Consider the following 13,934-nt stretch of genomic DNA (forward strand, 5'->3'; position numbering starts at 1 on the left):
CTCGCACCCCCAAAACCTTTCCTACCTAGTAACCATTATGTCAATCCATAGAAAATTTATACAAAAGCATATATATGCCTCATGCAGATCAAGTATGTTGATCTAGGAGCAAATTCCATGCAATACGAAATATTTCGCAACCCTACTCTCTATTCGAGCCCAACTGCCGAAATTCCTTCCCGTCAGCATGATCAATTTCATGTAAATTTAGGAACCTGCTAACATGATGAGCAGTCTGACGCATCCGATGATGAGTGCCATAGAGGGTTCACAACAAGATCTGGCGCATTTGCACTCACATACACACGCGGAATACGATGTGCTAACATACAGGCTACCTCATAATGAATCGTATTCAACTTATCAGCAACTTCATCTATTAAAATATGCTGACTTCCTTGCGCCCCGATCAGGACCACTTCTTCACCGGTCTGTATCTTCGCCGCATCTTCACCAAGTGCTGAAAGCGACAACATACATTGATCCATACAAATGGTGCCAACGACAGGTACTCTTTTGCCGCGTATGAGCACTTCCGCCTTGCCTGTCAATAAGCGAGAATAACCATCGGCATAGCCAACAGGAATAGTTGCAATCCATTCGCCTGCTTGCGCATGGTAGCGCGCCCCATAGCTTATAGCTTCACCTGCTTCAACCTTCTTGACATGTATAACCCGGGTCTTTAATGCAAGTACTGGCTGAAGATCGATAATCTGATGGTTGACCTCGGCAGAAGGGTACAAGCCATATAAACTAACCCCGATACGCACCATGTTATGTGCATATTGCGGTGTATCAATGGCTCCTGCACTATTGCTTGCATGTATGACAGGGGGCAGCAGTCCTGCTTGCGCCAACGCTTCTAAGACCGCTTGAAAACGTTGATGCTGCATCGTTGTGTATGATTTATCCGTTTCGTCGGCACAAGCAAAGTGGGTAAATACCCCCTCCACTTCTACGCCATCAATCGCCGACAAACGTGTCATAAACGCCACCGCATCTTCCGGTGTACGTAATCCGAGTCTACCCATGCCGGAGTCAATCTTAACATGGACTTTCAATCGCCGTCCACCAAATGACGCACTTAATGCAGGACTAACATTTTCCAGTTCTTCAAGAACCTCCTGCGAGAACACATTTAATGTTATGTTATGGCAAAACGCCGTCGGAATCCCTTCCGGCGGCGTGTAGCCTAGTATGAGGATCGGCATCACAACGCCAGAATGCCGCAGTTGAATGGCTTCATCAAAAAACGCTGTATTCAAATAATCTGCGCCAGCCTGCTCGGCCACTCGCGCAACTTCAATTGCACCGTGACCGTAGGCGTTGGCCTTCACACATAAGCTTAACTTCACCTCGTGCGGATGTGCCTCTCGAAACGCTTTAATGTTATGACGCAGTGCATCTACGCTAATTTCTGCCCGCGTCGGACGATAGTACGTTTCCATATCAGTCACCTTCTTCACTCTCATCTCACTCCGTATCAATCCGTTAACAAACTTATGTTAATGCCCAACAGAGTGACTGTCAACGAACAACACAGAAATAAGAAATGGAAGTTAAAGAGATGAATGCATTACATTTTTTATTTTCCAGGCTGATCTACCAAGGATTGCGCGACTTTTACCATCTCATTCTGTGGAAGGTCACTGGACGTCAAACGGTACTTCACACCCTCATACATCCAGGTGAGCGACTTCTGCTCATCACCAGTCAACTGTCCTAGCGTAAAGCCAAGATCAATACCGTGACCCCATATGACACCTACTTCTACATCCTTGGGACGAGATTCCATCAAGGTATACGTATACGTGCCTGAATAACGGATCAGCACGGCATGGTTGTCACTATTTGGTACTTCCAGACTCTCTTTAATCGCAACCCCGTCAGGTGCATAGGAAGGTGTGATAATACCAAAAGGACCCATGGCTAAGTTCGGCTCTCCTTCCGGACCGGAGCCGGTTTCCTTCTTCGGTTCAACTGCTACCGGCTTATCGCCGTCCTTCGTGCCTTCGCCTGCTGCTACTGGCTTATCGCCGTCCTTCGTGCCCTCGCCTACTGCTACCGGCTTATCGCCGTCCTTCGTGCCTTCGCCTGCTGCTACTGGCTTATCGCCGTCCTTCGTGCCTTCGCCTGCCGCTACTGGCTTATCGCCGTCCTTCGTACCCTCGCCTACTGCTACTGGCTTCTCGCCGTCCTTCGTGCCTTCGCCTGCTGCTACCGGCTTATCGCCGTCCTTCGTGCCCTCGCCTGCTGCTACCGGCTGCTGAGCACCTTCTTTAGCTGCATCTGTAATGACCGGCAGCGGATCAATATTAGCGCTGGCTGTCATGTTAGCCTGCATATCAAAAGCTTCCTTGTCAAATTTCTTGTCGAAGTTGAATTGATCAAATTGCATTTCAACAACAACACGCGCCTCAGCATCCGTAACCTGAACCTGTTTAGGCTTATAATCACCTTTGTTCAGCCATATCTTCTGCTTCACCAGCGAATCGGTCTGATAGTTGGCCGCCACCTCAAACACATAACTTTCACCTTCCGTAGCAAATTGACGTGTATTATCTGCCAAAATGCTATGGATCAACGTCTGATACAAGTAAACCTGTCCTTGGTTATCCGGCCAATCGCTTTGGAAACGGAAGCTCTTCTTCAAACTCGGTGTAAGAACAAATACGCCTTCATCATTACGAAGCACAATTTGCTTAATATCCTTCTTCGGGTTCGTCAGCTCAATTCGATAATAAGTAGGGTCTTGATACTTCACCTCTACTTTGTACTGAAGCGGCTGTTGCCCGGAGTGGAGCGTCATTGTACCTATGCCTTCATAACTTTGCAACTTGCTCATCTTCTGGTCCAATTCTTTGACCACGGCGGACGCGTCCTTCTGACCGCATCCGGCCAATAGAAGCGTAACACTCATCACGATGGCCAATACCCATGTGATCCGACGCATGAGATCATCCCCTCTGACATGTAAATTCGACGCCTGCAGCGGCATAATTACCGGCTTGGCTTCATCACTGATAACATGTCTATGTGGGTACTTGGCCAATTATGCAGACTAGCCTGACAAGCGTGACAAGTTTAGCAAAGGGTTCCCTTTTTTAAAACGATAGAAGGAATACATGCAACAATTTATAAAATCCCCCACTTCTTTAGCCATTTTAATTTCAACCACTTAGCTCATTCCCCCTCTTATCGTATCGTCTTCACTGGGTATGCAGATGCGCTATTGGCAGCCTCCTCGTATTTCCAAGAGGTTTTGGCACCTCGTTCAATACCACTTAGCAACTTTGTACGAGTGTTGATACTTGTTGAAAGCTGACTGTAGGAACAATTATTTTTGGCGAGCATCTCGTCCGCACGAACACAGCGCAGACCTTTGGCGCGAATGTCCTCCAACAAATAGGGAAGCCCAGTCAGCATTTGGCCCGGAGCCCCTTCATCTGCTCCCAAAGTACTCCCGCAATCGTGCAGCAGTATAATAGAGCCTGGCTGTACTTGCTCAGCTATGTAACGTTTCCATCGTGTTACATCCGCTTGCAGCTTCCAATCTCGCCCCATTACGGACCAGAGTACAACCTGGTACGACTTGCGAAGCAAGAACAAATCACCTAGGTTAAGCAGTCCCCAAGGCGGGCGATAGAACGCAGGGCGCTCACCAGTGATCTGCTCCACGATGGCAGCAGAACGTTCAATATGCTGGCGCCTCACACAAAAAGGAGTCATGATCCAATTCGATTTGTGCGAGTAATTATGAATGCCAATCTGATGTCCTTCCATGTGCATACGCTTAATTAGCTCCGGGTACAATTCCGCTCGACTGCCCAATACAAAAAACGTTGCTTTAACTCCATGCTCCTTTAGCATATCAAGCAATCTAGGAGTGTAGTAAGGGTCGGGACCGTCGTCAAATGTCAACGCGACATTCCTCTGATGCTTGCCCTTAATAGCTGCGCCAATACCGCATATTCTCGTTATCACAAATGGAACCAGCATATAAATACACAGTAACGTTAAGCACACCAGTAATATAAACGTCAGCATGGAACACCCACTTTACCATGCTTCTCCAATAAAGACTGCTTGGTCATCATTAGCATCATCGGCACAAGCTTTTCTGTATTTTGCGAGACACGCTGCTTTCCTTCTGGATGAAGCATTCTCAGCAGACAGCGAAGATAATAAGTAGAAATAAACGTAAACAGCTTGGAAGGCAGCGGGTGAAGTTCAAACCCTAATCCGCGAATAATCCCGCGATGCAGCAATGTAATTCCCGTCAGTGCCGATACATTCGCAAGCTCCGGTCTGTTTTCCATCGCATCGCTGATCTGTTGAATCGCTGTACGCAGCATTCTTGCTGTTCTTATGGCTGCTCGGTCAGAGCCAATAGAACGTGACATTTCCAGTACTTGTTTGTTATCTAAATGAATTTCACCGACCCAATCTCCAGATCGTATCCATTCACCATTGCTGCACTGAATGTTAGTCCCATGATATTTTTTCACCACAAGCTTACATATGCCATATCTGGTAACCGATACACTCCTCATCCGAGTGATTTGGTCAAACATGGATTCCCACAACATCCATCCCCATTGTGATCCATTTCTGATAGCTCTCCTGATGACACTCAATACATTCACCGCTTTCTATATGTGCCTAACTTCCTAACGTTCAAATGAACGGTTTGAGAACATAAACTTGCTCCAGATCTCGTTCCTGCCCAGCCCACTGTAATTACGAGGATACAGACAAGAAGTAGTCTAACGATTTTTATCGAACGTCTATTTGACGATTGCATGCGCATAAACCCTTACAGGTACTTATTTTCTATTTGCAATCAAGCCCAACCCGCTCACTACACTGAGAACAATGGCAACTCCAAGTGCCACCAGCGTTCCCTTGGCACCCGAAATAGAATAAATTACTCCGTCAATCAACATAGCAGCAACACTTATAATAAATGTCCATCTCAGCACCTGTTTTGATTTAACCACTCGTACCATCTCTCTTTCGTTTAACTGTTTCTTCCTCTGTTCTACTTTAAGGAACAATCTTTTCTTTTTTGTTTCTTATTTCTTACAAAACCCTTACGTTTACAATTAAGGCCTGCTTCTTCTGATAAACAGGGTTCAAACCAAAATAAGCCGTCATCTCTTCCAACCAGAAGAGGCAACGGCTTATTTCACTAAGAGGCTGGATCAGATTTCTGTCGATACAATAATCGTGACACGACGATCCCAGCAGCGCCAAGACCGATAAATAATACAGCCCTGACCGCCACGGATACGCCAGGCATATCCACAAATATAATTTTAAATAACGTTAAAAATAAAAATAGCAGACCTGCTAGCCTTACTCTGCGTTTGTTAAATGTTACACCTATAATAATGACTGTAATTGCATACACGATCCACACGCCAGATAAAACAAGGTGGCGCAAATCATAGGTATAAGTCATCATTACCGTTTCTGTTAGCTGTGTAATAAAATATAGAATCAAAAGCGCTTCCGCCCACATCAACCCTTGTACAAATGGCAGTAGACCACGCGGTTCCTGACGCTTCCTTATGAATTGATACAGTAAAGGTATAATCGTCAGCAATACGATCCAAGACAACGACTCTGGCGACAACACGGCCATAATCGGATCTTGCATCAATCCAACTGCACCAAACAGCAAGATCATAGCGCCCATGATCTGCTGGAGCCTGCTGCGCACGTAAACACCCATTACAAATGCAATCGCACCTTCTGCTATTACGGCAGCTGCCGCATAGTCGGCCTGCACGATATGCAGCAGCCACAGCAGCCAGCCTAGTGTAGCAATCGCTATATAAGCAACTGCGGAGCGCTTAGGGCTGTGCACCCAGATGGCCGTAAACGTATACAAGATGGACCACGCAGCAAGTATAGCCGGGTACACCATACTCGAGTTATGCGCATAGATCACAAAGAGCCACATGGCCATAAGCACAAACCCGGCAAATAGCGTTCTGCTTTGCACAAATCGCTGGCGATAAGTCAGCCATAAAGAAACTAGGAAAAATACAGCGTGCTGCACCATGACAGCCAGCATAAACACATAACGGCTATCGTCAAAGTAGCCTGATACATAAGCGAAAAAAAGGGGTACATGCAGCATGCCAACCGCTAATGATGCAGCTATACGAAATTGGAAGGCAACTGATATAAGCAATAAAATTATGGATAATATAGTCTCGTACCCTGCGAATCCCCATGGATTTGGTGAAGCCGAAACCACAAGAAAAGGAACCAGATACCCTGACAGCATCATCGTAATGATCAAAGTCTGAGAGCGATAACGTGTGGCAGTCCATACCCCAATACCAATGGATAACACATACAAAAGGAAAGCAGCAGTCGATGGGATAAGGCCGTACAGCATATGTGCGGCAAATAGCGACAACACCAGAATCACGTTCGCACCACCCAACAGCACCTGCCCAAGTCCAACACGCCCACTCCGCATTTGTCCCAGACCCAAGATATACATCGCCACAGCTGCTACAATACCTAACGCGCAGCGAATCGGCTCTGTAATAATCCCGGCGGAAACTGCAGCCATGAACCCCCACAGCACACCTAGCAGCAACACCACAATAAATATTCTGGGCAGCCATACTCTGGCAAGCAGATGTTCCCAATCTGTGTCCCGCTTCGGCTTCTCTATTGGCTTATGTGGGAGCGATGTGGTTTGTCCTGCTGTTTTAGAATCTGACATCGTCAAAAGTAAGCCAACATTTTCAACGTGGTCAGGCTGTTTTGACTGCATATCTGGTACAGCACCACGAAGCAGCTCCAATTCTTGTTCCAGGTGCCTGACCTTGGATTCCAGACGCTCGATTCTTTTTTCTACATCCATATGAATCCCCCTTTATAAAGGAATTGCTTGACGTACAGCCCTTCGGCGATATGCTGCTGTGCTGTATGGGTGTATTATAACAAAATTTTTAAAATGAAAGAGCAGTCTGCTCCTACATATTAGGAACAAACTGCTCAGCACACATTACATCTATCCATCTTTTTTCATCATTAGAGTATATGATGGCCCTATTACTTAGACGAATTCTCGTCTGCCGTTACAATAACAATTTCAGCATTTGTTATGCCCGGCAGCGATTTTGTCATTATTGGAGAATGATAAGCTACAATTTTCATGCCCGCTTTTAATTGAATGTCTCCGCCAAGTACAGGGATGACTGTCGTCTCTTTGGAGATGTTCAAGATAACATCGTTATCCGTCGATTGATCAGAACCAACATTTACATATACTTGTCCTTCACCTGCACGATCTGTAGCTATGATTGTACCTTCCACTTTCTTCGTTTCTGCCGTTTTAACCACGATGGACTCTGCATGTGTTTGCGCCGGATAGATGGCAGCAAGCACCTCGCCATAACGGGCTTCCACACGAACGTCAGCCTTCAATGCTTCTTTAGTTAATGGCTTTCCGTCTTCGCTCACAATACGAGTATTCTCATCTATGCTTAGGATGACATAGTTCACGCCGCCCTTTTCCAGAGGGTTGCCGATTACGGTCAGCTTGCCATCCGTAACATTCGTAATGATACCGGCTGTTCCCGGAGCATCTGCCTGAACATCTGTTGTATCAACCATGACGTAATTTGTTGTCGATTGAGGCGGCAAACTCATTGCAACCGCTGGACCGTAAAAGGCCTTAACGGTCATGCCCGGTTGAATATCACCAGCCTTGATCGCTTTACCATCCTGATCCAAGAGCTGCGCTTTATCTGCAAAGTGTAGAACGATCGTTTCCATATTCATATTGTAGAGATCTGCCCCTTTAACGACGATCCCATTCTCGCGCACTTCTGTTACTTTGCCCAAGATAGCCGCAAAGCTATGATCTTGAACGACCAGTGTCAAAGCGGTTCCACGTGCACTGTCCGTACCGTTTGCTGTATAAAATGCCTTTACGACCTTTTTCTCATCGATAATCGTTTTTAGAGGTACTGTTTTTCCTTTGGAATCGATAATCTTCGTATTTTTGGTGAGGGATAATACCATTTCACTTTGATCTGTGGCAGCAAGGCCACGACCTGTTACTGTAATAAATTTACCTGTATGATCATTCACAAAATCGGTGATGAATCCCATTGTACCTGGAACTGCTTTCTGTTGTTGGACTGTGGAATCACTCTTAACAGGTACTCCGTTCTGCGCACTTGCTGCTAACGGCATGGCTGCTATCGCCAGTATAGATGCGGTTGTCAACACTTTGTACATTTTGTTCATTTGTCATTCCTCCATTGGTGTGTCTAAGGTTAGAGCTTTCGCAATTTAATGTTGTTGATCTTGCTGAGCATCCTGTTGTTCAAATCCCTAGACGGTACGTTTCTGAAAAATGTTTCACAAGTAAATCATGAAGTATTTCCCAAACAACCACGCAAGATGGAATAATCACATGCCAGCTCAAGAAAAATGTAGATTCTATTCCGATCTTGAATATGTTCACTTCTACCATTTTGACCGTGCCATTAAGGATGGATATGCCATGCCTGCATAACCCCTTAAGAAATCCCACCTAACATCCTAATTTTCACGCATTGTTCCTGTATGTCTGTGCACGGATAATAAAGATATATTTGAACTAAGGGGGAACTACACAATGGCAAAGCCACTTCAGTTTCTGCTCCTCACGCTTGCCTTAATCTTAACGTTAGGCTTGACGGCTTGCGGCGGTAGTACTACGAATTCATCTCCGACAGACAGCAAAGGAACAACTTCGGGTGGAGCAACTACTAATCAGCCCGAGCAGAGCACACAAGAACAAGTGACGATTACGTTCCAGAACATCTATCCTGATCCGAACACACCCTCCTACAAAATGATGATGAAAATTGTAAGCGATTTCGAAGCAGCAAACCCAAACATCAAAATTGAACTTGATTCTTTAAATACGGATCAACAGAAACTGAAATTAAAAACACAAGCTGCATCCAAAGAAGTTCCTGACATTACGATCGTAAACCCCAACGAACAAATGAAGCCCTTCGTGGATGCCGGACTGCTGGCTCCACTTAATGACATACTGGATCAGAACGGCCTTAAAGATACGTTTCTAACTGGTATTCTGGACTATTACACCTTTGATCAAAACGTATATGCGCTGCCGGACGGAAACAATACCGCAGTCGTGTATTACAACAAGGACATGTTCGCTCAAGCCGGTGTTGAAGTGCCTACAACGTTTGAAGCTATGATTGACGTCGTAAAAAAATTAAAAGCGTCAGGCATTCAACCGATGGTTATCGGGGAAAAAGATTCGTGGACCGGCTCCTTTTTGTTCATGAACATCCTGCTGCGCACGAATGGAGGCCCCGGCTTCCTACAAGATGTTCTGGATAAAAAACGTACGTTTAACGATCCGGCCTTTGAAGAAGCTGTTAATAAGTTTCAGGATCTTGTACAGGCAGGCGCTTTTCAAGATGGCGCGACTTCTTTTGATTACAATGCAGGCGAGAACTTGTTTAAATCCGGGAAGGCCGCCATGTACTTTATGGGTACATGGGCAACAGGTGGGATCGATGATTCGTCTGTTGCGGGCAAGATTGGCGCCTTTAAGTTCCCTACTGTTGGTGGGAAAGGGAACGTCGATGAATACATGCTCGCCCCTGGAAGCGCCTTTGCCATTTCTGCAAATAGCAAACATTTAAAAGAATCAAAAGCATTTTTGAATTATTTCATGGTGAACTATCCCAAAGTTAATTTTGATCTGAAAAATGCAGTTGGCCTTGCCCAAAAAGTTGATGGCGACTTTAAAGCAGCTGGTTATTCGGATCTGGCAATGGATTTGCTTAAGCTGGCCGAAAATGTGAAAGGCGGTGACCTCGCCTTTGATAATATGATTAATCCAGGCACAGCCCAGGTCCACTTGACGAGTATCCAGAACTTATTTGTACAGAAGAAGGATGCAAAGGAAGTCGCTGCCGAGCATCAAGCAGCTTTTGCAGCGAACAGCCAATAAGGACGAAGGACCACACAATGTGAGAGGGAGCATACCGTTCCCTTTCACATTTTTTATCGCTGTTCCTGTTTTTCAATCAGCCTTTTTAACACTTAACCACCTATTCAATTTTACTAGAGACTTATGTTCAAGGAGGCTTCAACTATGAATGTGTTAAAAGTTCCGGCCAGGACCATCGCTGTCTTCGTACTCCCTTGTCTCCTGCTCTACACAGCGCTTGTGTTTGTCCCGATTCTTGTCTCTGTTTATACCGGAACACTTGACTGGAATGGCATTAACGAGGCTGCATTTGTGGGCCTCGATAACTTTAAGGCGCTGTTTACTAGCGATACGGTCTTCTGGCCGTCCGTCAAGCGCACATTGCTGTTTGCCGTCTTCTCTATGGCTGAGATCCCCGTTGCATTATGTATTGCCATCTTGTTATGCCGTTACTTAAAGCGCCCTAACTTTCTCGTCTCCAGCTACTTCCTGCCTGTTATTTTATCTGTCGTTATTATCGGTCAACTGTGGAAAACGATATATGATCCCGCTTCAATGGGCGGGATGCTGAATCAGATTCTAATCACGTTTGGTCTGGAGACGTGGACCAAGTCCTGGCTCACCGATCCTGAGGTTGCGATGATTGCACTGTACTTTGTTGCACTGTGGCAGTATCTAGGCTACCATGTGCTGATCCAATTTACGGGTGTCACCAGCATCCCGAGCGAAATCTATGAAGCGGCACAAATTGATGGTGCCGAAGGATTGACAGCTGATCGCCATATTACGTTTCCATTAATGATTCCAGTATTTAAAATCTCCATCATATTGGCCTTTATTGGCTCCCTGCAGGCATTTGACATGATTATGGTCATGACCGGGGGAGGACCTGCACACGCGACAGATGTCATCTCTACGCATATGTACAACATGTCTTTCTTATCGATGAAATATGGATATGGCAGCGCGATCGCCGTATTCCTCGTGCTGTTGTGCCTCATCTCAACTATGCTCATTAATGCGTTGTTCCGCACATTGGAAAAACGACATTCTTAACTCGTCAGGAGAGAGATGTATGAACAATCAATTGCGAATGGAAGCGGTCAAACCGCTTACGATCAAGAACAAGTCACGCTGGTCCTGGAAAAAGGGACTTGTCATGACGCTGCTGTCCGTCTTGTTTGTCACGCAAGTATATCCACTGTTCTGGCTGCTCCTTTATTCGTTAAAGACCAACGAAGAAATTTTGTCGGGCAGCTTCTTCTCGCTGCCCGCTGTCGTCCAATGGCATAACTATGCGGATGCCATGCAGGGCGGGAAGTACTTTAAATACTTGTGGAACAGCGTCATGGTTACTTCCGTCACGATGGCTGCTGTCATCGTACTAAGTGCCATGGTCGCATATGCCATCTCACGCTTCCGCTGGCGTTACGGGCAGGCCGTGATGACTGTGTTCCTTGTCGGTATGATGATCCCGCTCCAGTCTACCCTGCTGCCGCTGATGGTCATTTTCAAACATATCGGCATTCTGAATACACATCTGTCGCTCATTCTGCCTTACATTGCTTTCTCTACGCCAATTGCTGTCTTTATATTAAGCGGCTTTATGAAATCGATCCCGCATGAATTGGAGGAATCCGCAGTCATGGATGGAGCTAGCGTCTATCGTACATTCCGTACTATTATTCTTCCGATCTCACTGCCGCCAGTTATGACCGTATGTATATTAACGTTTATTTCAATCTGGAATGAATACATTTTGGCGGCCACCTTTATCTCATCCGAGCGGTTAAAGACGCTGCCGTTTGGCATTTACAGCTTCGTTAGTCAATACTCCGTCAACTATGGCGCGATCGGTGCTTTTCTGGTATTGGGTGCACTGCCCGTGATCCTCATTTACTTTTTATTGTCGGAGCGAATTACAAAAGGAATGGTAGCAGGAGCCGTTAAAGGATGAGACGCCGCGTACGTCGAATACAAGTGTGGAAAGGTGTCCATTTGTTATCCTGAAAGGGGTTCATCGTTATGGCACGCGGCTTCCGCACCATTCACGGCCGATTGTTTATCTTATTATTTATTAGCATGATGAGTCTGCTGCTCATCGTGTCGGTGCTCTATTACAAGCGTGCAACCGACTTGTTCCATACAAAGATCAGCAGTATCGCAGAGAAAAGTGTATCCCAGACCGTCAACTATTATGACCTGCTTCTGAAAGGCTACGACAGCTTAACCAAATCGATTACCGGAAACCTGGATATTCAGCGTCTCATAGCCGATACCCGTGTCACGGATTCGGCGCTGCGCATGATTAATACCCGTACCATTACCAATCTACTCGGAGCAATCTACTATTCCCGCAAAGACATCATCGGCATCCATGTAATGTCGTATACCGGCTCTTTCTACAGCTATGAAAATTACATTAATGCAATTGATCAAAGTTATGCGTCAAGTCCATGGTACCGCCAGCTCAAGCAGTCTAACGGAGAATTGATCTTTTTGGGCGTATACGACCAATCTATTATTGACCGGATGGAGACCAGATCGGTATTTGCTTTTGGACGTCAAATGTACGACCTAACCCAACATAAGCCAATAGGCATTGTATTAATCGAGATGGACTCGGCCCCCATTATGTCCGCGCTGGATAATTTAAGACTAAGCGCGAATAGCGACGTCACGATTTTAGCTAGAGACGGTGTCGTTGTAGCCTCCACCAAAGGCAGCTCTACATCCAAATCAGATCCAACTGCAATGGATCGGGGGCTGGCTCCGTCTAATTCTTATGCCAAGCTGGCCAACTTGCTGCTTTCACGTGATGTACTTGTGAATCAACAAATGGACTACATGCTCGTCGCCGCCAAGCCTATAATGGCCGATTGGATCGTGTATAGCGAAACACCTGAGAAGGATCTGAATGTTGAGCTGGATCAGACGAAAAATTATTTATTGCTTGTTATTTCGATTTTGATCGTGGTGGCAATGGCTCTGGCTATTTTTGTTTCACGCACGATATCCTCCCCCTTAAAACGCCTCATCCATGAGATGCGTCGTGTAGAAAGAGGACATTTCAAAGGTGAACTGCAAGTACAGTCCTATGAAGAAATTAATATTTTAGTATCTTCCTTTAATCAAATGGTCAATCGGATGGATGAGCTGATTGAGCGGGTGAAAGTCTCTTCTATCAGCGAGAAGAACGCGCAGCTTCAAGCGCTCCAGTCCCAAGTGAACCCACATTTTCTATATAACACACTGGATATGATCTACTGGATGCTGGACGAGAAAGAAAATGATAGGTTGGGCAGTGTCGTGCTATCCCTTTCCCATCTGTTCCGTTACAGCAGCAACTGGGAGGATTCTTCTCAAGTTACCTTGCGCGAGGAACTGGAGCAAATGCGTCATTATTTAACGATAATCGCATCTCGCTTAGAGGGAAGGCTGAGTCTGCGCATCCATATAGATGACCAGTATTTAGATGCTCCACTGCCTAAGATGACGCTCCAGCCCATTATTGAAAATGCGGTCAAATATGGGCTGGAGCCTTTACCAGTGGAAGGCAAATTGAACGTGTACTGTCAAGCTTCAGACCAGGCGCTGTATATTATCATTCAAGATAACGGAATTGGTATCGTGGCAAATCGTCTAACCGAGCTGCAAGAAGCTCTTCGTCAAGTCACGCTCCAAGCGGTGAAGCCTGACACGGAGCCGGCAGCAGCAATTGCAATGGAACGCAAAGGCCGAAAAGGGGTTGGACTGCTTAACGTTCATCGCAGACTCGTCCTTATGTATGGGGAGAACTTCGGTATCCAACTAGATAGCACGGAAGAGAAAGGCACCACAATCAGGCTCTCGATGCCGCTTCCGTCCGGTTCCGCGGAACACGTATTACCTTCGACAAAAAGGCCTTGATTCATGCTTGGGAGACATCATCTTGTAAGGA

Annotated in this window: 11 protein-coding genes; 4 read left to right on the forward strand and 7 right to left on the reverse strand. The window is 46.0% G+C overall.

Annotated elements, in window-relative coordinates; all coding sequences use genetic code 11:
• Positions 1-218: 218 nt before the first annotated feature.
• The 7 genes from alr to MH117_RS15845 form a co-directional block, all read right to left on the reverse strand.
• Positions 219-1,448 carry an alanine racemase gene (alr, locus tag MH117_RS15815; RefSeq protein ID WP_239330677.1) on the reverse strand — a complete coding sequence of 410 codons (1,230 nt, stop codon included), beginning with the start codon at positions 1,446-1,448 and terminating at the stop codon, positions 219-221.
• A 137-nt stretch (positions 1,449-1,585) separates the two neighbouring features.
• Positions 1,586-2,953 carry a DUF4367 domain-containing protein gene (locus tag MH117_RS15820; protein WP_239329926.1) on the reverse strand — a complete coding sequence of 456 codons (1,368 nt, stop codon included), beginning with the start codon at positions 2,951-2,953 and terminating at the stop codon, positions 1,586-1,588.
• Between the two features lie 242 nt (positions 2,954-3,195).
• A complete protein-coding gene (locus tag MH117_RS15825; protein ID WP_239329929.1) occupies positions 3,196-4,047 on the reverse strand; it encodes a polysaccharide deacetylase family protein in 852 nt (283 codons plus the stop codon).
• Complete coding sequence (locus MH117_RS15830; RefSeq protein ID WP_481857273.1) at positions 4,041-4,646, reverse strand: YkoP family protein; 606 nt, start codon at positions 4,644-4,646, stop codon at positions 4,041-4,043. The genes MH117_RS15825 and MH117_RS15830 overlap by 7 nt, the downstream gene beginning before the upstream one ends.
• A gap of 180 nt (positions 4,647-4,826) precedes the next feature.
• Positions 4,827-4,982 (reverse strand): hypothetical protein, encoded by a 156-nt coding sequence (locus MH117_RS15835; protein ID WP_239329933.1) that lies wholly within the window; start codon positions 4,980-4,982, stop codon positions 4,827-4,829.
• Positions 4,983-5,191: 209 nt separating this feature from the next.
• Positions 5,192-6,889 (reverse strand): DUF2339 domain-containing protein, encoded by a 1,698-nt coding sequence (locus tag MH117_RS15840; protein ID WP_239329935.1) that lies wholly within the window; start codon positions 6,887-6,889, stop codon positions 5,192-5,194.
• Positions 6,890-7,080: 191 nt separating this feature from the next.
• On the reverse strand, positions 7,081-8,283 hold the full coding sequence (locus MH117_RS15845; protein WP_239329937.1) for a peptidase: 1,203 nt from the start codon (positions 8,281-8,283) through the stop codon (positions 7,081-7,083).
• Between the two features lie 373 nt (positions 8,284-8,656).
• Here MH117_RS15845 and MH117_RS15850 point away from each other — a divergent pair, with 373 nt between their 5' ends.
• The 4 genes from MH117_RS15850 to MH117_RS15865 all read left to right on the forward strand — a co-directional run bounded on the left by MH117_RS15850 (position 8,657) and on the right by MH117_RS15865 (position 13,903).
• Positions 8,657-10,015, forward strand: a complete 1,359-nt coding sequence (locus MH117_RS15850; RefSeq protein ID WP_239329939.1) for an extracellular solute-binding protein — start codon at positions 8,657-8,659, stop codon at positions 10,013-10,015.
• 144 nt (positions 10,016-10,159) lie between these two features.
• Entirely contained in the window at positions 10,160-11,050 is an 891-nt protein-coding gene (locus MH117_RS15855) for a carbohydrate ABC transporter permease (protein WP_239329941.1), read from the forward strand.
• A gap of 103 nt (positions 11,051-11,153) precedes the next feature.
• Positions 11,154-11,951 (forward strand): carbohydrate ABC transporter permease, encoded by a 798-nt coding sequence (locus tag MH117_RS15860; protein ID WP_239330680.1) that lies wholly within the window; start codon positions 11,154-11,156, stop codon positions 11,949-11,951.
• Between the two features lie 68 nt (positions 11,952-12,019).
• Positions 12,020-13,903, forward strand: a complete 1,884-nt coding sequence (locus MH117_RS15865) for a sensor histidine kinase (protein WP_239329943.1) — start codon at positions 12,020-12,022, stop codon at positions 13,901-13,903.
• The last annotated feature ends 31 nt before the right edge of the window (positions 13,904-13,934 follow it).

Source organism: Paenibacillus sp. ACRRX (assembly GCF_022346885.1).
Classification (GTDB): Bacteria; Bacillota; Bacilli; order Paenibacillales; family Paenibacillaceae; genus Paenibacillus_B.

Excerpts from the sequence above, each read along its gene's own strand:
- MH117_RS15840 (WP_239329935.1), bottom strand. The coding sequence starts at position 6,889 with ATGGATGTAGAAAAAAGAATCGAGCGTCTGGAATCCAAGGTCAGGCAC.
- MH117_RS15825 (WP_239329929.1), bottom strand. The coding sequence starts at position 4,047 with ATGCTGACGTTTATATTACTGGTGTGCTTAACGTTACTGTGTATTTAT.
- MH117_RS15850 (WP_239329939.1), top strand. The coding sequence starts at position 8,657 with ATGGCAAAGCCACTTCAGTTTCTGCTCCTCACGCTTGCCTTAATCTTA.
- alr (WP_239330677.1), bottom strand. The coding sequence starts at position 1,448 with ATGGAAACGTACTATCGTCCGACGCGGGCAGAAATTAGCGTAGATGCA.
- MH117_RS15865 (WP_239329943.1), top strand. The coding sequence starts at position 12,020 with ATGGCACGCGGCTTCCGCACCATTCACGGCCGATTGTTTATCTTATTA.
- MH117_RS15855 (WP_239329941.1), top strand. The coding sequence starts at position 10,160 with ATGAATGTGTTAAAAGTTCCGGCCAGGACCATCGCTGTCTTCGTACTC.
- MH117_RS15820 (WP_239329926.1), bottom strand. The coding sequence starts at position 2,953 with ATGCGTCGGATCACATGGGTATTGGCCATCGTGATGAGTGTTACGCTT.
- MH117_RS15845 (WP_239329937.1), bottom strand. The coding sequence starts at position 8,283 with ATGAACAAAATGTACAAAGTGTTGACAACCGCATCTATACTGGCGATA.
- MH117_RS15860 (WP_239330680.1), top strand. The coding sequence starts at position 11,154 with ATGACGCTGCTGTCCGTCTTGTTTGTCACGCAAGTATATCCACTGTTC.